At 50.0% G+C, this 20,435-nt stretch carries 18 protein-coding genes; 6 read left to right on the top strand and 12 right to left on the bottom strand.

Annotation, left to right across the window (positions count from 1 at the left end; translation table 11 throughout):
- The first annotated feature begins 186 nt into the window (after nt 1–186).
- The 6 genes from sixA (at nt 187) to yegD (ending at nt 7,132) form a co-directional block, all read left to right on the top strand.
- Nucleotides 187–654 (top strand): phosphohistidine phosphatase SixA, encoded by a 468-nt coding sequence (sixA, locus tag CWB98_RS08750; RefSeq protein ID WP_138544517.1) that lies wholly within the window; start codon nt 187–189, stop codon nt 652–654.
- Between the two features lie 639 nt (nt 655–1,293).
- Nucleotides 1,294–3,597, top strand: a complete 2,304-nt coding sequence (locus CWB98_RS08745) for a TonB-dependent receptor (RefSeq protein ID WP_138544516.1) — start codon at nt 1,294–1,296, stop codon at nt 3,595–3,597.
- A gap of 132 nt (nt 3,598–3,729) precedes the next feature.
- On the top strand, nt 3,730–4,026 hold the full coding sequence (locus CWB98_RS08740; RefSeq protein WP_054014179.1) for a hypothetical protein: 297 nt from the start codon (nt 3,730–3,732) through the stop codon (nt 4,024–4,026).
- A 22-nt stretch (nt 4,027–4,048) separates the two neighbouring features.
- On the top strand, nt 4,049–4,711 hold the full coding sequence (locus CWB98_RS08735) for an HAD family hydrolase (RefSeq protein WP_138544515.1): 663 nt from the start codon (nt 4,049–4,051) through the stop codon (nt 4,709–4,711).
- A 122-nt stretch (nt 4,712–4,833) separates the two neighbouring features.
- The gene (locus tag CWB98_RS08730) at nt 4,834–5,676 is read left to right on the top strand and encodes a DNA ligase (RefSeq protein WP_138544514.1); all 843 of its coding nucleotides are present in this window, start codon (nt 4,834–4,836) and stop codon (nt 5,674–5,676) included.
- Nucleotides 5,677–5,761: 85 nt separating this feature from the next.
- Nucleotides 5,762–7,132: a molecular chaperone gene (gene yegD, locus CWB98_RS08725; protein ID WP_138544513.1), complete on the top strand. Its 1,371-nt coding sequence runs from the start codon at nt 5,762–5,764 to the stop codon at nt 7,130–7,132.
- 113 nt (nt 7,133–7,245) lie between these two features.
- Here yegD and CWB98_RS08720 read toward each other — a convergent pair whose 3' ends face one another.
- The 12 genes from CWB98_RS08720 to CWB98_RS08665 all read right to left on the bottom strand — a co-directional run bounded on the left by CWB98_RS08720 (nt 7,246) and on the right by CWB98_RS08665 (nt 20,426).
- Entirely contained in the window at nt 7,246–7,707 is a 462-nt protein-coding gene (locus CWB98_RS08720) for a methylglyoxal synthase (RefSeq protein WP_138544512.1), read from the bottom strand.
- A 7-nt stretch (nt 7,708–7,714) separates the two neighbouring features.
- Nucleotides 7,715–8,350, bottom strand: coding sequence for a LysE family translocator (locus CWB98_RS08715; RefSeq protein WP_138544511.1), 636 nt, complete (start codon nt 8,348–8,350; stop codon nt 7,715–7,717).
- 182 nt (nt 8,351–8,532) lie between these two features.
- On the bottom strand, nt 8,533–10,350 hold the full coding sequence (locus tag CWB98_RS08710) for a S8 family serine peptidase (protein ID WP_138544510.1): 1,818 nt from the start codon (nt 10,348–10,350) through the stop codon (nt 8,533–8,535).
- A 279-nt stretch (nt 10,351–10,629) separates the two neighbouring features.
- Nucleotides 10,630–11,808 (bottom strand): multidrug effflux MFS transporter, encoded by a 1,179-nt coding sequence (locus CWB98_RS08705; protein ID WP_138544509.1) that lies wholly within the window; start codon nt 11,806–11,808, stop codon nt 10,630–10,632.
- 271 nt (nt 11,809–12,079) lie between these two features.
- Complete coding sequence (locus CWB98_RS08700; RefSeq protein ID WP_138544508.1) at nt 12,080–12,277, bottom strand: hypothetical protein; 198 nt, start codon at nt 12,275–12,277, stop codon at nt 12,080–12,082.
- Nucleotides 12,278–12,380: 103 nt separating this feature from the next.
- A complete protein-coding gene (locus CWB98_RS08695) occupies nt 12,381–13,466 on the bottom strand; it encodes a prodigiosin biosynthesis protein PigM (protein WP_138544507.1) in 1,086 nt (361 codons plus the stop codon).
- A 2-nt stretch (nt 13,467–13,468) separates the two neighbouring features.
- Nucleotides 13,469–14,122, bottom strand: a complete 654-nt coding sequence (locus CWB98_RS08690) for a 4'-phosphopantetheinyl transferase family protein (RefSeq protein ID WP_138544506.1) — start codon at nt 14,120–14,122, stop codon at nt 13,469–13,471.
- The gene (locus CWB98_RS08685; RefSeq protein ID WP_054014167.1) at nt 14,119–14,433 is read right to left on the bottom strand and encodes a RedY; all 315 of its coding nucleotides are present in this window, start codon (nt 14,431–14,433) and stop codon (nt 14,119–14,121) included. The genes CWB98_RS08690 and CWB98_RS08685 overlap by 4 nt, the downstream gene beginning before the upstream one ends.
- Nucleotides 14,430–16,721, bottom strand: a complete 2,292-nt coding sequence (locus tag CWB98_RS08680) for a polyketide synthase (RefSeq protein WP_138544505.1) — start codon at nt 16,719–16,721, stop codon at nt 14,430–14,432. Before CWB98_RS08680 ends, CWB98_RS08685 begins: the two co-directional genes overlap by 4 nt.
- Entirely contained in the window at nt 16,718–18,217 is a 1,500-nt protein-coding gene (locus CWB98_RS08675; protein WP_138544504.1) for an AMP-binding protein, read from the bottom strand. The genes CWB98_RS08680 and CWB98_RS08675 overlap by 4 nt, the downstream gene beginning before the upstream one ends.
- Before the next feature lie 2 nt (nt 18,218–18,219).
- The gene (locus tag CWB98_RS08670) at nt 18,220–20,166 is read right to left on the bottom strand and encodes an aminotransferase class I/II-fold pyridoxal phosphate-dependent enzyme (protein ID WP_138544503.1); all 1,947 of its coding nucleotides are present in this window, start codon (nt 20,164–20,166) and stop codon (nt 18,220–18,222) included.
- An 11-nt stretch (nt 20,167–20,177) separates the two neighbouring features.
- Nucleotides 20,178–20,426, bottom strand: coding sequence for an acyl carrier protein (locus CWB98_RS08665; RefSeq protein ID WP_138544502.1), 249 nt, complete (start codon nt 20,424–20,426; stop codon nt 20,178–20,180).
- Nucleotides 20,427–20,435 lie beyond the last annotated feature (9 nt).

Here is a 20,435-nt window from a genome sequence, read left to right as displayed (position 1 = left end):
ACGTGGCCGCTGTTTCCGAGCTTGATGCTGGCAACAGACGCTCAGGGTCGTTGCGATAACTGGTCACCTCTGAATTAGCCTGTATTTTAAACTTAAGGTTTAGGTGCTTTTGTTTTAATATAGCGGACAATTTGGGGCAATAGCTACTGGTTGTCTTTAATTTTCTTGCCAACTTTTCGGAGTGCTATGAAAACAATTCTGATCATGCGTCATGGCGAAGCGGGCCCTATGCAGGCCAACGATGCTGCCAGAACACTTACATCACGCGGAATGACTCAGTCTGCGGCGATGGGGCAGTGGCTAAGTGAGCACTTTCCTCCCCAAGCTGTCCTGGTCAGCCCTTACGTCAGGGCGCAGCAAACAGCACAGGGGGTGTTACAACTTAACCCAGTGTCTTTTGAAGAAACGTGTCAAGATATTGTGCCCAGTGGCAATGCTGCTGTGGCTGTTGACTATCTGGAAACTTTGATAAGCATGCACGACACTCTGGATACCTGGTTGGTTGTGGCGCATATGCCCATAGTCAGTTATTTGGTTGACCAATTGGTACCGGGCGAAATGCCCATATTTCCAACGGCTGCGGTTGCCGTGATCCAATATAACCCAGACACGTTGAAAAGCGAGTTACTCCAGCTGGCCACACCACCCAACTAGACAGGCACTGAGTGTAAATAAGATCACTCTGTGCGGTCTAATGTCCTCCTTTTCGTTACGACGCTTTATTACAATGGCGTCGCTTTCATGACACCGGTTACCATCTTTGGGCGGATGGTGCCCGGTTGTATTATATTTCGTCGCTGAGTCGCTGAATAAGTCAGTAAATAAGCGTACCGCTGTTTGTAATTTAATGAACGGGTATATGCAGTGGCTTGTCTAACCTCGTGCGTTTACGTTAGTGGTATTTTGCTATAGGTTGTTGAGTAGAACGAGACAGTGACATCTGTATTTCAATTCGGTAAATCCGTTTCCTGCCACCATATAGGTAAGGGTTTGGTAAGGACAAATGTCCTTATTTTGAGGCTTTTTGTTGCGAAAAGTTGTTAACTCTTAGCTAACTTTCACGATATTTACAAAAATGTGGAAAATTTATATGCATAATTGCAGCAATTTGAAAATTTGCTGCTATAATTATGGCCGTCTCGTTCAGCCTCACATAGTCGCTTTGCACTCTCGCTAGTGAGGTCCGCGCTGCTCGTCATTTGCGCGTAAAATTGAGCGAACCTGCCATTGTGATACGGCGCCCAAATTAAAACCGTTGAACTCAAGAGTGCATATAAAAGGTTAAATCCCAACATGAAAGCAATGAAAAGATCTACGTTAGCAACTTTAATCAATGCGACGTTGTTCTCTGCTGTAGCAGGTACTTCATTCTCTACGCTTGCAGAAGAAGCGCAAGCTAAAAGCAATCAACTGGAAGTGATCCAAATCACCGCGCGTAAGCGTGTTGAGAACGCACAAGAAGTGCCAGTTTCTGTGTCTGCTTTACAAGGCGACAACCTGGATGCATACAGCTCAGCTGGTATGGATATCCGCTTTATGAATGCGAAGATCCCGAGTCTGTCGGTTGAATCTTCATTCGGACGTACATTCCCACGCTTTTATGTTCGTGGTCTGGGTAACACCGACTTCGATCTGAACGCCTCTCAACCCGTTTCTTTGGTGGTTGACGAAGTGGTTCAGGAAAACCCCATTCTAAAAGGCTTCCCTGTATTTGATATTGCCCGCATCGAAGTATTGCGTGGTCCACAGGGAACGCTGTTTGGTCGTAACACACCAGCAGGTCTGGTTAAGTTCGACAGCGTTAAACCAAGTCAGGAATTCGATGGTTATGCCGCGGTTTCTTACGGCAGCAACAGCTCAATTGATTTTGAAGGCGCTGCTGGTACTGGTTTAACAGACAAACTTTCTACCCGTGTGTCTGTATTGGTTCAGGACAAGCCTGACTATATCGATGTGAAAGCGCCAGGCTTTGAAAAAGAAGATTCTCTGGGTGGCTACAACGAAATGGCTGCACGTGTACAATTTTTGTATGAAGGCGACGACTTCACAGGCCTGTTAAATTATCACGTTCGTGACCTGGACGGCCGTCCTATCGCGTTCCGTGCTAACCTTATTGAGAAAGGTTCGAACAACATTAACCCATTGTATGATAACGATGTGGTATACCATGATGCAGCATCTCGCTCTACTCAAGAAGTCGACACGCAAGGCCTGAGCCTGAAGCTTGAATGGGATCTGAAAGAGCACACCATCACCTCTATTAGTGGTTGGGAAAGTGCTGAAATTTACTCACGTGCAGACGTTGATGGTGGTTACGGTAATAACTTTGCCCCAACAATGGGTCCAGGTTTCATTCCGTTTTCTTCTGAAACAGCGGATGCCATCCCTGAGCATGACCAGTACACGCAGGAACTTCGTCTTTCAAGTAATTTCACGGGTGACTTCAATTATCAGGTTGGTTTATTCCTGTTTGAAGAAGACCTGACTATTGAGAGCTTTAGCTTCGACACAGGCACATACGATGAAGCCGCTGGCAACTATGGTCTGCAAAACGGCTATGCGGTCCAGGAGCAAGAGACGTCGGCATGGGCACTGTTTGGTTCATTTGATTACACTGTATCTGAGCAGCTGGACGTGACTCTGGGCTTACGTTACTCGGACGACGAAAAAGATTTCTACGCAAAAAGAACGGACAACCCAACACCTTGGAACGGTTCCCCTGATTTCCTGGAAGGTCGTGCAAATCCAAGTGACAGTCACGTGAGTTGGGATCTAAGTGCAACTTACAAGCTGACGGATGATGTGAACCTGTTTGGTCGTTTGGCAAATGGTTTCCGTGCGCCAAGTGTTCAGGGTCGTATCCTGTTCGGTGACGTTGTGACTGTAGCTGAGTCAGAAACTACTAACTCTATTGAATTCGGTGTGAAGTCAGACGTACTGGATGGTCAGGGTCGTGTGAACGCAACTGTGTTTTATTTCCAGATGGATGACCAGCAATTGACCGCAGTAGGCGGCGGCTCTAACTTTAACCGTCTGATCAATGCAGATAAAACCACAGGTTATGGTTTTGAGCTGGATACTGAATGGGTATTAACGGACGAGCTAAATGCAACCTTTAATCTGAGCTACAACAAAACTGAGTTGGATGATGATTCGCTGGCAGTAGCCGTATGTGCTCAGTGTACAGTGACTGATCCTACTTACATGGTTGAAGGACCAAATGGTCCAGAAGCACGTGCGATTTTGGATGGCAATAGCCTGCCGCACGCGCCAGAGTGGATTTCAAACGCGACTTTGCGTTATACCAAAGAGCTGGAAGACGGTGAATTCTTTGTATACACCGACCTGTCTTACCGCAGTGAAATCGACTTCTTCTTGTATGAGTCGGTTGAATTTAAAGGCGAAGCGTTGTTTGAAGCTGGTGTACGCGCGGGCTATGCGTGGAACTCGGGCGACAACGACTATGAAGTTTCTGCCTTCGTACGTAACCTGTTCGATGAGCAGGTGGTTATCGGTGGTGTAGATTTCAACAACAACACAGGTATGCTGAACGAAGAGCGCTTTGTGGGTGCTGAGTTCAAAGTGAAATTCTTTTAATTTCACGCCAATTTGAAGCGAAAACCCGTGGATGCCAGGCATTCACGGGTTTTTTATTAATACTGTCATGCAACTCAGTCCCAGTACTGGTAAAGTACAGCTGGTTTAGACAGAATTTTAGAGGAAGAGAAGATGTCCGCATTTTGGAATTACCGCGTTATCTATTGCGAAGCTAGCAAAGATGCGCCAGAGCAGTATCAGGTACATGCGGTTGAGTACAATGAAAATGGTAAGGCGGTCAACTGGTCGGAGACGGGGGAATCACCTTATGGCCAGAGCATTGATGACCTGAAAGCCGATTTCACTCGGTTGCAAACGGCATTCGATAAACCGGTACTGAAAGTAATCCGCAAACCCCGCGGCTACGAGCTGGTAGAAAAAGACACAGGTGATGTTGCACACGCCGAGCCACCTGCCAAAGCAGAGTAAGACCAATAATGAAGGAGCGATGATGAATTTAAAGGCAATCTTGTTTGATTTTGATGGGACGCTGGCGGATTCGGAAGCGCTCCATTATCACAGCTGGCAGCGCGTACTGGCACCTTTTGATATCACTTACAGCGAGCTGGCTTTTTGTGATGAGTTTTCTGGCGTGCCTACGCTGAAAACGGCACAGATACTGCGCGCGCGGCACCAGTTGCCCCATGAGGCGCAGGCATTGTGTGAGGAAAAAAATCGTCTGTTTGTCGACACCTCGGCCACCATCAGGCCCAGGCTCATGCCCTATGCGCGAGAGATCCTGAGCTATACGGCACAACATTGCAAACTGGCGCTGGTGACTGGCAGCACCCGAGCTGAGGCCATTCCTGTACTGGAACACTATGACCTGTTGCACTTTTTTGAGTGTATTGTTACCAAAGACGATGTAAAACATCCAAAACCGCACCCTGAACCTTATATTCAAGCTTTGGTGTCATTACAAGTTTCACCCGAGCAAGCCATCGCGATTGAGGATACAACAACCGGACTTACCTCTGGTTGTACTGCGGGTCTTCAGGTGCTGGTGATCCCTAATCAGCATTCAGCTAAACAGGATTTTTCACGTGCAGCCTGGCAGGAAACCTCGTTGCAGTCGGCTCAGCCCTTAATTGAGCGCCTTATCGGTCAAGATTAGGTAGCAGTTTTGCTGTCGTCTTTTTGCGCGATATCTTAAAGCTGGCTGCTGGCATTTCTGTTATCCCGCGCTATGCTCTGATAGTGAACGGAATTGAATAGTTAAACTACAAGGAGCGTAGCATGCACACCAAACTGTTTGGGTGGTTGCTGCTGGCCTGTCTGTGCCAATTGCAGCCCGCCTATTGTAATCCCACACATGCTGTACAACTCGCCAAAGTATACCAGGCACAACGCCCGGTCATGCACTATCTGGTGAGCGAAAAGTTTGACGGTGTCAGGGCCATCTGGAATGGCAGGCAACTGTTAACACGCAGTGGCCAGCGGATCCATGCTCCGCATTGGTTTACTTCAGCTTTGCCAGATACAACGCTCGACGGGGAGCTGTGGGCGGGGTATGAGAACTTTGAATTTGTCAGTGCAGTGGTACGCCGCCATAAGGCGTCTGAATCGGACTGGCGGCAGGTTCATTACCTGATCTTTGATGCACCGGATATTACGGCACCCTTTACGCAGCGCTATCAGGTATATAGCCAGCTGATCAATCGGCTGGCACAGCCGCATATTCGTGCGGTAATACAGCATCACTTTTCAACTAAGGCTGAGCTCGATGATTTCTTTGCACAGGTTTTGGCGCGTGGTGGGGAAGGGGTAATGCTGCACGAGCGTCAGGCACTCCATCAGCAGGGAAGGACATCGGCAATTCTGAAGTATAAACCCTATTTTGATGCTGAAGCTGAGGTGATTGCCCATTTACCAGGCAAAGGGAAGTATCAGGGGATGATGGGGGCGATTAGGGTGAAAACAGCACAGGGAAAGATATTTAAGATTGGCAGCGGGTTTACCGATGCACAGCGACGAAACCCGCCCCCGATTGGGAGTGTTGTGACATATAGATTCCAGGGGGTCACCAAGTTCGGTAAACCGCGATTTGCTCGCTTTCTGCGAACAAGGCAGCCACTGTAAGGGTTAGCCGCAATGGGTTGAGGCTTTTACTTGCCACCTTGCTGTGATACAGTTCGCGACCTTTTTTATAGTCGTGAGGTGAAAAATGATAGCCGGATTTGATTACGGTAGTTCCAATTGCGCCATAGGCGTGATGCGCGAGGGTGACGTGACACTGGTTCCGCTGGAGCAAGGTAAACACTATCTGCCATCGACACTTTACGCTTTGCACAACAGCCTGGTGAGTGAGTTTGTGGCGCACAAACTGGCAGGCTCTGCGCTTGCTACTGACTACCAAAGCGCACGTAAGCCTCTGCTCAGTAGTGCAGCAATGGCGAGACGGGAACTGGACTTACAACCGACAGAGCAGGGCTTGTTTGTCGGTCAGCAGGCAATCGATGAGTATATAGCGTTCCCGGAAGAAGGATACTTTGTGAAATCCCCTAAATCCTTCTTTGGCGCTGTTGGCCTGAAACCGGCACAGCTTGCGTTTTTTGAAGATATTGCGACGGCTATGATTATGGAAATAAAAAGCCGTGCGGAACATCATCTGGGATACTCCCTGAGCCATACTGTGATCGGTCGTCCTGTGAACTTCCAGGCAATTGGTGGAGAGCAAAGCAATCGCCAGGCAATCGATATCCTGACTGTTGCCGCAAAGAGAGCAGGCTTTAAGGACGTGGAGTTTCTGTATGAGCCGCTGGCGGCTGGCATTGATTACGAGTCACGTCTGACCCGGGATCAGAAAGTACTGGTCGTTGATATTGGGGGCGGTACCAGTGATTGCTCCTTTGTGCAAATGGGTCCGAGCTTTCGTGATAAAGCTGACCGCAGTGCCGACTTTTTAGCGCACAGTGGTAAGCGGATCGGAGGTAATGACCTTGATATTGCGCTCGCTTTTCATACCCTTATGCCGGTGTGCGGCTTGGGTGGTCAGTTCACATCAGGGTTACCTTTGCCAAATCCTCTGTTCTGGCAGGCGTGTAAAATTAACGACATTCAGATGCAAAGTGACTTCTACAGCGACCAGATGCAACGAGAGCTGACTGGCATGCTAAGAGATGTATGCGAGCCTGAAAAGCTGCGCCGTTTGTTAAAGATACAAAAGAACAAAATGACCCATCAGTTTGTACGCGAGGGGGAGTTGGCTAAAATTGCCTTATCGGAGCAGGAACAACATACTGTGCCGCTGGGTTTTCTGGACAAGGCGTTGCATGTCAAGGTGAGTGCGCAGACAATGGCTGAATCGGTGGCCAGCTGTCTGGAACAAGCCGCGGCGCTGGCAGAGCAGGCGATCGTTGAAGCTAAAACACAGCCCGATGTAATTTACCTGACCGGGGGAAGTGCCCAATCTCCGCTCATAAAGCTGGCATTACAGCAGCGTCTGGGTGATATACCTATGGTCAATGGTGACAACTTTGGCAGTGTTACAGCCGGCCTGACTAAATGGGCGAATAGACTTTACCAAAACGCTTAATGTCATATCTTATCTGAGTGTAAAAGCTGCGCGATAGTTCGGTAAACATTGCGCAGCCTGCCCTGTAGGGGTCATAGTTAATCTGGCTGACCTCTGCTTTGCTGCGACAAACATTAGCGTTCCAGTCGCTCTGACAGATACTGCTCGTAGTCAGGTAACTGGCGCTCTATCGGAGTGGTCATCATCATCGAGGAGAGCAACATATCTGCGGTAGTTTCATTACAGGCGACCGGAATATTCCACACCGCCGCTAGCCTGAGCAGGGCTTTTACATCAGGATCATGGGGCTGTGAGGCCATGGGATCCCAGAAAAAAATCAGCATATGAATTTCATTTTCGGCAATCTTTGCACCAAGCTGTTGATCCCCACCCATTGGGCCGCTCAGAAGTTTATGGACGGCCAGGCCTGACGTTTTTTCAATAAGGCTACCGGTCGTTCCCGTCGCATACAGCTGATGCATAGCGAGCTTATCAAGGTGTGACTGGCACCAGCTCACCATGGCTTGTTTTTTACCATCATGTGCTACCAATGCGATGCGTTTTTTAGCCGGAATAACCTGCGACGTGGTGTCCATACTTACCTCATAATAATAAGTTAATTGCCAGTGCGACAAAGATAAACGCAGAGATCCTGTCTATCCAAATTGGCGCACTGGGATGAGCGCGAAAATAACCGGCGATTTTATCGCCGCTGTAAACATACACACAATCAAGGGGAAAGGCTAGGAGCGGGTAAAGTAAACCGAACATGGCCAGTTGCACTGTGGTTGATGTTGTGAGGCTCTGGTCAACAAACTGAGGAATAAAGGCAATAAAAAATAGTGCCACTTTAGGGTTAAGTATCTCGGTCATCATTGCCTGAAACAGGACATTTTGCTGTTTCTTATTACTTACATGGGGCTTTTCATCATCACAGTCACTCGACTTGGAGAGCGTGTCTTTAAAAGTGCGTATACCCAGATAGGCAAGATAAGCAGCACCTAAATATTGCACTGTGGTATAGGCGGTTTCTGATGCTTTGAGAATGGCTGACAAGCCAATCACAGCAAACAGGGTATGGACCACACCGCCGAGGGCAAAGCCGAAGGCACTTTGCATGCCTGCGGCCCTACCATTGGTAAAAGTCTGAGCCATAAGAAAGGCATTTGAAGGGCCCGGAGCAATGGCAATGATAAAGCTGGCAAATAAAAAAGAGGCGAGTAATTCTGGGTTCAGCATGATGTGCTCTGGTAGACAAGATTGCGCCTAGTGTAACCAGCTTAAAATAAAAAGCCCATAAAAAATGCGGGCATATGCCCGCATAAAAATTTGGTTGGGGATACTTAAGCTAACTTAATGCGCGAACGCCCGATTACCGGAGAAGTTGCGCAGAAGCATAACATCCGCTATGTCGCTCAGTATCAGAACACAACAGTCTGACTTGCAGAACAAGCCGATGTGCTGCCTTGCTCACAAACCTGATAAGTGTAGCTACCGCCACCTTTACCACTGATGCTATCTGTATAGCTATTATCGTTGCTGGTTGTGACAATCTTGCTACCGTTACGGAAAATATCTACCTGAGATGTTGAGGCGCCCTGCCAGTTCAGGTCAACATATTTACTGCCCTTAGACTTATACCCATTGGCCGTTAGCTGCAAGTCGCCATTATTGCCGCCACCTGCACAGCCATTGGTAGTCAGGTAAGCATTTGCGTCTGCCGCTTTAACAATACCGTAGCCAAAGTACACATCTTTACCCGCTGCACCGCTATCTTGTGCCGTTGCTTTAAGTGCGGCACGGATTTCCTGGCCGGTACACTCAGGGTGGTTTGACCAAACTAGGGCTGCAATACCAGACACAGCTGGGGTTGCCATTGAAGTCCCACTCATCAGGCCATAATCAGATGTACCAATTGTAATGTTTGCGGTGGAGGCAGCCAGCAGAGCGGTGCGGTCTTCAAGTGCTGCGCCAATTGCCGGGATACTGGTGGTATTGGTATCACCCAGTGTGCCGTATAGCATACCCGCTTCATTATTGATAATGATGGCACCAACGCCGCCTGAATTTTCGCAGTTGGCCACTTTGTCATGGAAAGAAATATTGCCCCGATCAATCAGACAGACTTTACCGCTGGCGTTGGCATCAGTGGCTTCCGACGTACCCATAAAGTAAACTGATGAAGAGACGCTGCCGCTGTTTTCCATCGCAGATGAAGCGAGTGTCGCGCCATCAACGCTCAGGCTGGACGATGTTGCCAGGCCTGCCGGGTAAGTAGACAAGGTATCAACGCCACCGGCTGTTACTTCAACACAAATGGTTTCATCTTCACCGGCATTTTTGCCTTTGCCACTTTGACAGCTTGGAAACTGAGAAAAGTCAGCAATGTTGTTGTCGGCATCATTCGCACCGACCATCATGACTGACGGGTAACCGGCTGGGTAGGAGCGTACATTGTTACCGTCATTACCTGCGGCTGCAACCACCAGACCACCAGCATTATTAAAGCTTTCAAAGGCATTTTCTTCGGTGCTGTTCGCGCCGCCGCCGCCCAGGCTCATGCTGATGATGTTGGCACCTGCCTGACTACACAGGTTTGCTGCGTGGGCCAGATCCGATGAATAACCCCAGCCGTCTGCATTGAATACTTTAATAATGTGCATGTCTACACCAGGTGCCATGCCAATCACACCTATGTTATTGTCCGCAGCTCCCACTGTGCCTGCTACGTGCGTACCATGCGGACCGCCATGCTCGAACCAGTTACCAGTACCCGAGTCGTTGTCTCCCGTGATGTTGCCCCAGATGAAGTCCGGGTTGGACATGTCCAAACCTGAGTCGATGACACAGACTTTCATACCGGCGTTGGCATCAAAGGTCACCTGGTTGGCTTGCGACTGATAATATGCGTAAGGAGCAACCTGTTGCTGCATTGGGTCGCCAGCATCGTCGTTATACAAACCCATCAGTTGACGCTTCTGGTCGACTTCAATTAGTTTGATGTGCGGATTATTAAGGAGTCCCTTAACTTCACTGAGCGCTTTGCCGCTAAATGTGGCAGCCAGGAAGCCATCACCGTCAATGTGTAGCTCTGCACCCATTTTCTTGGCCAGTGCTTTAACGACCCCTTTTTTACTGTTGTCTACCTGGATGATGAATCTGTCGTCGTTTGCTTGTGCGGTGGTGGCAGCACACAGGCCGGCAAGTAGGAGTGAAGTCGTAAACTTGTTGAATGTCATTATTATTATCTCACAATTTATAATTATTTAACTTGGTTACATTGCTAACCACTGGTTAACGCTTATTAAGGTAGACGTAATATTGCGCTAACGTAAAGAAGAATTTTTCTGTTTGAATGGAACTTTTGGGAATTAATTATTCAATAGTTAGAATAAAAAAGTATGAGGGGAAGTCTGGAGATGCGGAATATTTATTCTTTAAAATAAATGAAAATCGGTATCATTATCTGTGCAGTGCCCATTTAAAGGATAATGATACCAATTGATGTGTTTGGGTTATCAGGCCGGACTATGCAGGTTGTCTTTGCAGCGGCTAAATAGCAGACACAGGAAAGGCAGCCCGAGTAGCAGGTGCACAGCCAATTGTTGCGGTGCAGGTAATGCCAGTGGCTGGCTGAGCATGGCCAGTAGACCGGCACCACTCATTTGCATCACCCCAATCAGTGCCGATGCCGTACCTGCCTGATTGGCAAATGGAGCAAGGGCATTGCCTGCTGCGGCGCCAAGTGTAAAAGCAAAGCCCACGGATGCAAGATACATAGGTAACAGATAGGCAAGCGGTTGGCTTTGTGGTGCCATCAGCAGTAATACACCGCCGAGTGTAAATAAGCTCAGGCCAAACCGCAGTGCCTGCTGAGAGTTACGCTTGATAAAATGCGGTGCGATAAAGCTGGCAGCAATGCTGATGGCAGCATTGATAGTAAACCACATGGTAAATTCTTCGACGGGTCGATTCAGCTCGGTCATAAGCCAACCGGGCGCACCAACTACAAACACCAGCATAGCAGCCATACCAGCCATAGTAATACATGCATTGAACATAAACTGAGGGCTACCCAGCATAGGCCGGAAACGACGTAAATCCAACAGATGGCCTGAGTATACAGTACTGTCAGGTTTGGTTTCCCGATACAGCACCAGCACCAGAATGAGGCCGATGGCAGCAAACCCGCTCAGAAAAGTAAAATTACTACGCCAGCCAAACTCTATGGTCAGCCAGGCACCCAAAATAGGAGCGAGGGCCGGAATGAAGCAGACGATACCGTTGAGATAGGTGATCATCTGGCCACTGCCCTTATGCCCGAAACTATCCCGAACAATGGCAAAGGCACTGACGAAGGTAGCACAGGCACCTAAACCCTGTAGCACGCGGGCAACCATGATCCAATGCCATTCATCCAGTAAGGTAGCCAATAAAGCGCCGCTGCCGAATAATATAATTCCGCATAAAGCGACAGGGCGTCTGCCATATTTGTCGGCCAGGGGGCCGGCAAGTAACTGTCCCAAACCGACGGCCAACATATAAATCCCGACGGTTTGCTGGATCTGTGCTTCGCTAACGGCTAAGTCTTGTTGCATATTGACGAATGCGGGTAAGTATAGATCGATCCCCAGTGGACAAAACACCACCAGTAGAGCGAGTATAAAAATCAATAGTTTGCTGGTTTTTTGCTGCATGCTGTCTCCTTATGGCGGGTATTGTAGGGATCCTAATAAAAAAAGACAGGACAAAGCGCCGGAACTAGAAATTTTTTATTGCTATGCCTGGGGGAATCTATGCTTCAGCATGCGAATGACAGTCAATGGTATGAGTGGAATAGTATTGGTGAGGGGTTTTACCTAGTTAGTTGCGGCAGCAAGACTGCCGCGAATTAAGAACATTGCTTCAAATGTAAGTTCCCATTAGGGGGAGCCTGTTTTTAAGCAGCGCATGGCAGGTCATTCGTCGCTAAGCAGTACAAATGCTCTCAGCTGAATTTTTGATTGCATCTGCGGCGGCGATAGCTGTGGTGCGCATGGTTTGTCCTGCGTTGTCATTACCTCCGTCGTGGGTATCTATGCCACCTGCAATATTTGCGGTCATCAGCATCGGTAAACGAGTCGCGTCTTTAGACAGCATTTTGATTTGTTTTTTGATGAGCTTCATTTTATTTTCCTTATTGTATAAATTATCTCAATGTGTACCTTTTTTGTTTTATCTTATAATTTACAACTAATCAATAGTTTGTTTTTTATTCTTACCGGTGCTTTTACTCTCGCTGAGTGGGTTTGGGTTCGGTGAAGCTTTGGGTATCACTTAGCAGAATACTTTGCCAATGCCTTCTTGGGGCTGGGCTTCCTGTTATTTCTGGCTCTCCGAATCGCGCGAAAAACACCGGAAGTTCTGCCTGACTGAGACACTCTGCCAGCGCCTGCCTGGCATTGTCATGTTGAACCAGTACGCTAATTGGGTGCATAGCCCACCCCCATTGTTGCAGCCTCAACCACAATGCGCCTAAGCCAATGCCGGCACGAAACATCGCTTCATCACCTTCTTTACTGACATTCAGCGACAGGTAGTGAGGCCCGCAAGCGACTAATTCAGCCAGGCCTTTTGCCATTTTATCAGGTAGGCGGAGCAACTTAGTCAGGCTGTTAAGGCTGGGGTGGAAAGCCATTTTAAAAAAGTGCTTAAATCCGGCGGAAACCGGACCAAACAGGTTGTGCAGATAAAAGCCATCTTCATATTGGCGACGCTCGTCAAACCGAATATAGCTGTAGGTCTCACGCCAGGCTGCCTTGTTGGCAAAGTCTTGTCCTGCATAGGTTTGAGTCAGTCTGGACAGTGCCTGTCCGTGGGTCTGCTGATAAAAAACCCCAAGGGAGACCGGGTAAGGTTTCAGCAAGGCAACTAGCTCGTCGCGCTGTTGTTCGCTCAGTGCGGTCCTGAGATAGGGCGAGCGTACGGTATGGCGCTGTTGCAGCTGCTCAGAAAGGCTGGCAAACGCATCGCTCTGATAGTCTTGTTCAGGCCCGGGCATAAAACGTATTAGCGCACGGTCGTTGCCTGCCAGCTTTTGTTGCTCTTGCTCATCACACCAGCGCCAGTGCAGCTCGTAGCCTCGGCTGCGGATCAGCGCTTCCAGTATGTAAAAAAAGATCCCGCAGCTGAGTAGCATTTCTCGCTCTAATGAGGGCAGGCCGGTGAGTTTGCGGCGGTTATCTATGGCCAGATAACCGCAATGTATGACGGGGTCAAAATGAATCGCCCAGGGCTGACAGTTGTGCGATGAAGGCGCAAGCCTCGCCAGCTTCACCGCTTCTGTCAGTGTCTGTTCAAATGCTGTATGTGTCATTGTCATTTCCCGATGTGAAAAGAGAGTGTTGGGTTGATGTCCCAGTCGCCTGTAATACAGACTGCGCAGCAGAAATACAGCGTGTGCCAGAGCCAGTAGCTGGCGGGGGCCAGAGAGGCGCTGTGGGTATAAACGCGGCCATATTCTGTTGCTCCGCGGGTGTTGTATTTTTGGATTGCGATGTCAGGTAAGTCAAAAGGCAGGCCGCGGCCGAAGGACTTTAGATAGGCTTCGCGCACTGACCACCGAGCTGTTTGCGCGACCAAACTTATTGGCTTGGCTTTATCACAAAAGATTTGTTGCTGAGCACCGGCAGAGAAACCTCGATAAACCTGAAGGTCGATACCTACAGGGTGTGCTGCACACGCAACAGCAGCCCAGGGACCGCTATGACTGATGGACAAAGGCACCTTAGGTTGACCCTTTCCTGGCTCACCATATGGCTGACCGTTTGTAGTGTGAGCAAGCCGGATTAAAGAGGTGGGACTGGCCCGTTCTAAGGCCAAAGTTGCCAGAGTTCTGCTCAGTTGTTTGACTACCAGTCCCTGAGCCAGGCGTGGTACAGAGCGTATCGCATTATCGACGCTGCGACCGATATACACAGTGGGTGAGACGCAGGCCTCTCCCACTGGTGCACTGGTGTGCGGGGAGATCACTGCTGATAGCCTTGTGCAATCCGATCACCTTTGAATTCTTCAACCACTTCAGCCATTTCATCAAAGCGGCTAACCAGGCTTTGAAACAAAGGCGTCGTCATGTCTTGTTCAAAGGCTTGCTCGGACTCCAGATAGATAGTTTCAACAAAGTGAAACGCTGCATCAGCCTGACTGGAAGCTTCAAAAACAGCGAACGCTTTAACTGAATCTAGTTTTTCGCATGCTTTATAGTCCGTCGTTTCTACCCAGTCGCGAAAGGCTCCCAGATGTTTTATGTCTTTAAGGCGAATTTTGTGAACGATGAGTTTCATACTGATTCCTGTGAATGAGAATGTAATAAAGTCAGGTGATAATTGATGCCACCGGTGCCAAAGGCGTTAATTGCACCTATCCGTTGTCGGTTTGACAGTGCCGGCCAGGGCAAGGCTGTTTGCGGGACTTGTGCCGGAATACTGTCAAATGGCAATGCATCATTGAGTTCACCCAGGATTGGAGTAGGCGGCATACAGCATTGCTCCAGCGCAGCCAGCATTTTTGCCAGGCTAATGGCACCGGCTCCTGCAAAACAGTGACCGAAGTTGTACTTGCCTGAACCCAGGTAGAGCGGCTGGTCGTGCTCGCGGCTATAGGCAGCACAGAGTGACTCCAGTTCAGCCTGATCACCCAGCGTAGTGCCTGTGCCGTGGGTTTCGAGATACTGCACCTGCTCGGGATTAACCGACGCCAGCTGAAGAGTCTTGTACATCGCCAGTGCCTGGCCCTGAGGGTCAGGCGCTGTCATAGAGCGGCTGTCGCAGGATCCGGAAATGGCGTCTATGTGGGCGATGGCGTGTGATGTTTCGGATTTAGCCTGCAGCACAAACAGGCCACCACCATCACCCGGGGTAAAGCCATCGGCACCTTTAGCAAAGGGTCGAATACGGGTTGTGGAGAGCATCATCTGTGCGCCACATAGCACCAGATCCCGCTCCAGTGTGGCGGTTTCAATGCCCCCCACAACTATGCCATCGTAGCGCCCTGACTGTAGTCCTCTTACTGCGTTATGCAGCGCGGCCATTGAACTGGCACAGGCAGCTTCGACGGCGATGCAGTCGGCGTGAGGGAGCCCCAGCTGTTGTGCCAGTAACTTTGCGCCACCCAAGCCTGTCGCACCGTACCAGCTCCAGCGATTAATTTCAGGCATATCAGGTTGTGGCAGATAGCGCGATGCTTTTGGGAGTTGTGCCCACAGTGCTCCAGCGCCTAACTGCCGGTCTGCGCTGAGTGCCAGGTTACAGGCCAGGATCACGGCAGGTCGCTTAAATTCACCCAGAGTCAGGGACTCAGCGCCTTTGAGCAGCTGTAATTGTGAGACATCAAGGCGGGTTTTCTTAGAGGGCATCATAGGCTTACTCAGGGCGACATCAAGCGGACTATGACTGTCAAAACTCATGGCTTTGTCTATATAGGTGCTGAGTTTTTGCGGCGTTTCCCTTACAAAGGCCTGTGCATTGAGCTGTTGTGCAGACTGCGGGCGTAATACATCCTGCCCGTCAGCCAGAGTTTGCCAGAATCGGTCTTTGTCATTACCCAGCGCGGTAATGGGCCGATAATCTGTGATCGCGACCTGATCGTCACTGGCCGCGACAAAATTGTGTTGTCTTGCAGCAAAGATTTGCCAGTTCTGTCCAAGGGCCGCTGCACCACTGCAGTCAGTCTGACCATTGAGATACATCTCAAGTAACTGATAAAACACCTGACTTGCACCAGCAAAATAGCCTGCTTGCAGTTGCTCCGAGTCGCTGGTAACAAAAGTGCTGAGTTCCATGAGTATTGGCCAGTTTTGTTGTTGGGCCAATGCTACCGGGCAGACAACCAGGCTTATCGCACCTTCGAGCCAGGGCTGCTGTATTGAGATCCCTTGTTGATGCAGAACTTCGCTCTGAGGCTGATGATGAAAGCACTGAATGCTGGTGAGTACAGCAAGCAGGCTGTCCTGATAGCGAAAGTTATCCTGTGCTGCCTGAAGCAGTCGCAGTCCACCTAAATCACCGCCATCGAGTGTCTGACACTTTCCCCGAGTGTGCGCGAAATGTGCTATCCGGGCCGGGATCGTTGAAGCCATTTCACCGACCCGATCGTGGGATGTGGCGCCAAAAGTGCTTGCCAGTGTTTGCTTGTACTCATCTATGCGTGCTTGCGCATTATCCAGGTTGCCCAGTTGCTCAGCCAAAGTGCGCAGCGCGGTCACCTTAGTCGCATTGCGATAGGCTGAGTCGCTTGCCATATGGGTTGCACACAGCTGGTCGCAATGATCGCGCAGTGATTCATCGAGCGTGAGCTGGCTTAGTGCTTCTTCTGCTGCGAGCATCGCCATGCGGGTCTCACGACTGACGGCCTTGCGAAAGAGTGGCGGAATAGAAAACTTTTTGTAATCAAAGTCATCTGTGTTTACCTGTCCGCCTATGAGCGGCTCAGATGCGACCGACCAGCCAAAGGGGTGAGTAAACTGACTCGGGCTCAGCGTGCCATGCTGCTTTAAAGCCGCAAAGTTAATATCTTCAGGCAGCGCGCAGCCGATCCCGACTATGGCTAAAGGAGAAGTCTTGTCTTTGTTCATAGCACCAACTCCGCCAGTCGTTTACGATCCACTTTGCCGTTGGCGTTATGTGGTAGTTGCGCTGCTACCACCACTTTGTGTGGCAGCATATAAGCGGGCAGGTGTTGTTGTAAGAACTGTTTCAGCGCCAGTAAAGAAGGTTTTGCAGCACCTTCTTTGAGGGTGATCACGGCAATCAGTTTATGCTGTTGTTCGCCCAGAGCAAGGTGTAACGCGGCCTGCTCGATGGCGTCATGTTGATGCAGCAATGACTCTATTTCACCGAGTTCAACCCGGTAACCGTTGAGCTTAACCATATCGTCGATACGACCGAGATAAACCAATCCGTCTTCGGTCAGCTCAACCAGATCGCCGGTCGCATGGCAGTGCTGTTGATGCAGCTCAGTGGCACGGGGCAAATCCACATTGGCATACCCAGGCGTCACGCAGCGACCGCCAATCAGCAGTTCTCCACTTTGGCCAAGGCACTGTGAGAGAGGCAGGCGTGTGCCAGACTCATCTTCCAGCCAGCCGTCCAGTTCAGGCAATAATTTACCTATCGGCAGGTGGCGAAGATGGCTCAGTTGGGTTTTATCAACCTGCCAGGCGACACAGACATTGGTTTCGGTCGGACCATACCAGTTGTGTAACTGGGTTTCAGCGCTCAGGCAGCCGACCAAACGTTGTAATGCTGCGACAGGATAGGGCTCCCCGGCAAAAATCACTTGCTTTAATGACGCCGTATGGCTGCTATTGAGCTCACCACTGCGAACCATCATTGAGAGGATCGAAGGTACGCTGTACCAGATACTGACCTGATGCTTTTTAACTCCCTTGATCAGCGCCAGTGGATCTTTTTGTTCCTGCTCTGTGATAAGCCACACACAGGCGCCCGTGCGCACGGCAGCAAAAAGATCAAAGGTGCTTAAATCAAACGCAAAGCTGGCATGATTGGCAAATATATCTTCGCCGTCAGCTGCGGTGGTTTGCACGGCCCAGTCAATGAAAAAATCCAGCATATCGTGGCTTATCTGCACGCCTTTGGGTGTGCCGGTTGAACCTGAGGTGTAGAGGATTGCGGCAATGGTGACGCCCCGATGCTGACGTAACCGTGACATATAGGCCGCGAGGTCTTGCTCATAGTCGCTCAGATGGCCCAGGCTGTCGAGTGTACTCAGCCAGTCCTGATCCATCACCAGTGCCGGCTTCGCCGCTGCGATGATCCGCTCAACACGGGCATCTGGTTGGCTGTAATCAATGGGAATGTAATGGTTGCCACTGAGCCAGCAGGCATAGATGGCAGCCACTGTATCTGGCTGCTTTGGCAAATTGAGCAACACCGGCGCCTGAGTTAGACCCAAAGCACACAACGCATTGGCTATCTGGCAGGCACGAGCCGCGAGCTGAGCATAATCCCATTGTTGCTCAGCACAAATCAGCGCCGCTTTGTGTGGCGTCTGCTGAGCATGGCTCAGCAGATTTAGCGCAAAACGAGCCGATGACGGAATCTTCGTCATACTCAGGCCTCCGCCAGTCCCGCTTTAACATCCTGATTGAGTGGCACACCGACTTCCAGTGCCCCTTCAACCAGAATTCGATAGGCTTCATCCAGGTCTGCCTGAGTGTGCTCACTGGTGATGCTCAGGCGCAAACGTGCGTCGCCAACCGCGACACCGGGGAAGACTACGGTCTGACAATACAGGCCGCGGGCACGTACGGCGCGTCCCAGTGCCAGCGTTTTTGCATCATCGCCAACCACGACAGGGACTATGGCCGAGTCGGAGTTTTCCAGATCAAAGCCTGCCTGCAATAACAAGTTGCGGAAATAATAAATATTATCCCACAGCTTGGTCAGGCGCTCAGGCTCGCGCAGCATCACATCAATCGACGCAATAACACCCGCTGCAACGTGGGCTGGAATTGTGGCGGCGAATACATATGAGTTGGAGTAGAAACGCAGGAATTCCACCACGTCACCATCACCACAGACAAACCCGCCCAGACCAGACAGGGCTTTACTCATGGTACCCAGCTCCAGGTCGACTTCGCCTTTCATATTGAAGTGCTCAGTAGTCCCTGAACCTGTTTTACCCAGTACGCCGGTTGAATGGGCATCATCAACCAGTACACGGGCGCCGTAGCGCTTCGCCAGTTTCATCAGGCGCGGCAGGTCTACGATGTCGCCGTGCATACTGAACACGCCGTCGGTCACAATCAGTTTGCCACCCGGGTGGTCGGCGTATTTGGCCAGAGATTTTTCCAGGCTGTTCAGTGAGTGGTTATAGATCTTACGTTGTGCACCCGCCAGCTTACAGCCATCTGTGATACTCATATGGTTAATGGCATCAGTAAAGATCAGGTCATGTTTAGACGTCAGGGCGGAAATACAGCCCAGATTTGCAGAGTAACCGGACGGGTAAACAATACAGGCTTCGCGGCCTTTCAGTTTGGCCAGTTTACGTTCCAACTCCAGATGCAGAACGTTACTGCCCGCAATAATCCGGCAACCTGTGTTGGTGGCGCCATATTGCCCTGCGGCATCCTGTATCGCCTGGATCACCTCAGGGTGATTCGACAGGCCAAGATAGCTGTTGGAACCAAACATCAGAAACTCACGACTGGTGCCAGTGACTTCATCAAACATGACCGCACGGTTTTTACAGGGGGTTTCCAGTGGCATACCGTACCAGTAAAGTTGCTGCGCTTTTTTCTTGTCGTAGAATGATTTGAACTCACTGGCTTTGTGGAACAGATCCGGGTGCTGGATCCCCACAAAGTCACGCATTGTCCGGTTATCACCATCGTCACTGTCTATCTGGTGCTGTACTTCGTCATTTTTCGCCGCCGGATTGAGCAGCTCATTAATCAACGGGTTTTTGCTCACCAACTCAGCGGCCCATTGCGCGCCTTTTTCTTCCACCAGTAAACTGGCAAACGCCTGTTCAAGCTCAGCCAGTGTTTTACAGCCAGGAATTTTTAAATTGTCTCTCAGTCCCAGTGTTTTCAGCAGCTCACCCTGTGCTGAGACCACAGTGACTGAATCTATACCCAGATCGCTCTCAATCTCGGCATCCATGCTCAGTTCATTGGTGTTGTAGCCACTGAAGCTGGCAAATACAGAGATCACCTGCTCGCGCAGCCAACTGTGTGCATCTTGTGCGCCATCGGTTTGCACTGTCGCCTTGGCCTCACTGAGGTGAAACTCCTGTGCGGCGATTTGCTCAACCGCATCGGCAATACAGTGAATGTTCTGAATAGACAGCGGGCTTTTTAGCTGTAGCTGCTTAGTCAGTGCTGCGGTTACTTCGGCCAGCGCAATAGAGTCAATGCCAAAGTCGTTTTCCAGGTGACTGGTCAGGTCCAGAGTATTGGCAGGATACTCAGTCAGTTCAGCAAATGTTTTCAGGACTTGCTGTTGCAGGGTTTCCATAATGTCCGGATTTACTTTTGGATTCGTTGCACTCATTTCAAGCCTCCTTATGCTTGCTCTGTCTGAAGGCGTTCAACCAGGCTGACCATGGCATCGACTGATGCAAAGTTGCCTGGGTGTATCTCCTGCATACCTATGTTTAACTGGGTTTCTTGTTTGAGATAATCGACCAGGTCAAAAATGGCCGCCGAGTCAACGATATTTAATTCAAACAAGGGGGTTTGCGGCTCAAGGCCGTCTTTTTCGCCGTCCAGAAACTGCTCGGCGATATGGTTTAGTAATTTAGTGGCTAACATCCTGCTACT

This window comes from Pseudoalteromonas rubra, assembly GCF_005887115.1.
Lineage (GTDB): Bacteria > Pseudomonadota > Gammaproteobacteria > Enterobacterales > Alteromonadaceae > Pseudoalteromonas > Pseudoalteromonas rubra_F.
The sequence above is the reverse complement of the archived record's forward strand: the minus strand, read 5'-3'. Positions and strand labels throughout refer to the sequence as shown.

Excerpts from the sequence above, each read along its gene's own strand:
- CWB98_RS08740 (WP_054014179.1), top strand. The coding sequence starts at position 3,730 with ATGTCCGCATTTTGGAATTACCGCGTTATCTATTGCGAAGCTAGCAAA.
- CWB98_RS08705 (WP_138544509.1), bottom strand. The coding sequence starts at position 11,808 with ATGCAGCAAAAAACCAGCAAACTATTGATTTTTATACTCGCTCTACTG.
- CWB98_RS08680 (WP_138544505.1), bottom strand. The coding sequence starts at position 16,721 with ATGAACAAAGACAAGACTTCTCCTTTAGCCATAGTCGGGATCGGCTGC.
- CWB98_RS08735 (WP_138544515.1), top strand. The coding sequence starts at position 4,049 with ATGAATTTAAAGGCAATCTTGTTTGATTTTGATGGGACGCTGGCGGAT.
- CWB98_RS08675 (WP_138544504.1), bottom strand. The coding sequence starts at position 18,217 with ATGACGAAGATTCCGTCATCGGCTCGTTTTGCGCTAAATCTGCTGAGC.
- sixA (WP_138544517.1), top strand. The coding sequence starts at position 187 with ATGAAAACAATTCTGATCATGCGTCATGGCGAAGCGGGCCCTATGCAG.
- CWB98_RS08720 (WP_138544512.1), bottom strand. The coding sequence starts at position 7,707 with ATGGACACCACGTCGCAGGTTATTCCGGCTAAAAAACGCATCGCATTG.
- CWB98_RS08670 (WP_138544503.1), bottom strand. The coding sequence starts at position 20,166 with ATGAGTGCAACGAATCCAAAAGTAAATCCGGACATTATGGAAACCCTG.
- CWB98_RS08710 (WP_138544510.1), bottom strand. The coding sequence starts at position 10,350 with ATGACATTCAACAAGTTTACGACTTCACTCCTACTTGCCGGCCTGTGT.
- CWB98_RS08715 (WP_138544511.1), bottom strand. The coding sequence starts at position 8,350 with ATGCTGAACCCAGAATTACTCGCCTCTTTTTTATTTGCCAGCTTTATC.
- CWB98_RS08745 (WP_138544516.1), top strand. The coding sequence starts at position 1,294 with ATGAAAGCAATGAAAAGATCTACGTTAGCAACTTTAATCAATGCGACG.
- CWB98_RS08695 (WP_138544507.1), bottom strand. The coding sequence starts at position 13,466 with ATGACACATACAGCATTTGAACAGACACTGACAGAAGCGGTGAAGCTG.
- CWB98_RS08685 (WP_054014167.1), bottom strand. The coding sequence starts at position 14,433 with ATGAAACTCATCGTTCACAAAATTCGCCTTAAAGACATAAAACATCTG.
- CWB98_RS08730 (WP_138544514.1), top strand. The coding sequence starts at position 4,834 with ATGCACACCAAACTGTTTGGGTGGTTGCTGCTGGCCTGTCTGTGCCAA.
- CWB98_RS08700 (WP_138544508.1), bottom strand. The coding sequence starts at position 12,277 with ATGAAGCTCATCAAAAAACAAATCAAAATGCTGTCTAAAGACGCGACT.
- yegD (WP_138544513.1), top strand. The coding sequence starts at position 5,762 with ATGATAGCCGGATTTGATTACGGTAGTTCCAATTGCGCCATAGGCGTG.
- CWB98_RS08665 (WP_138544502.1), bottom strand. The coding sequence starts at position 20,426 with ATGTTAGCCACTAAATTACTAAACCATATCGCCGAGCAGTTTCTGGAC.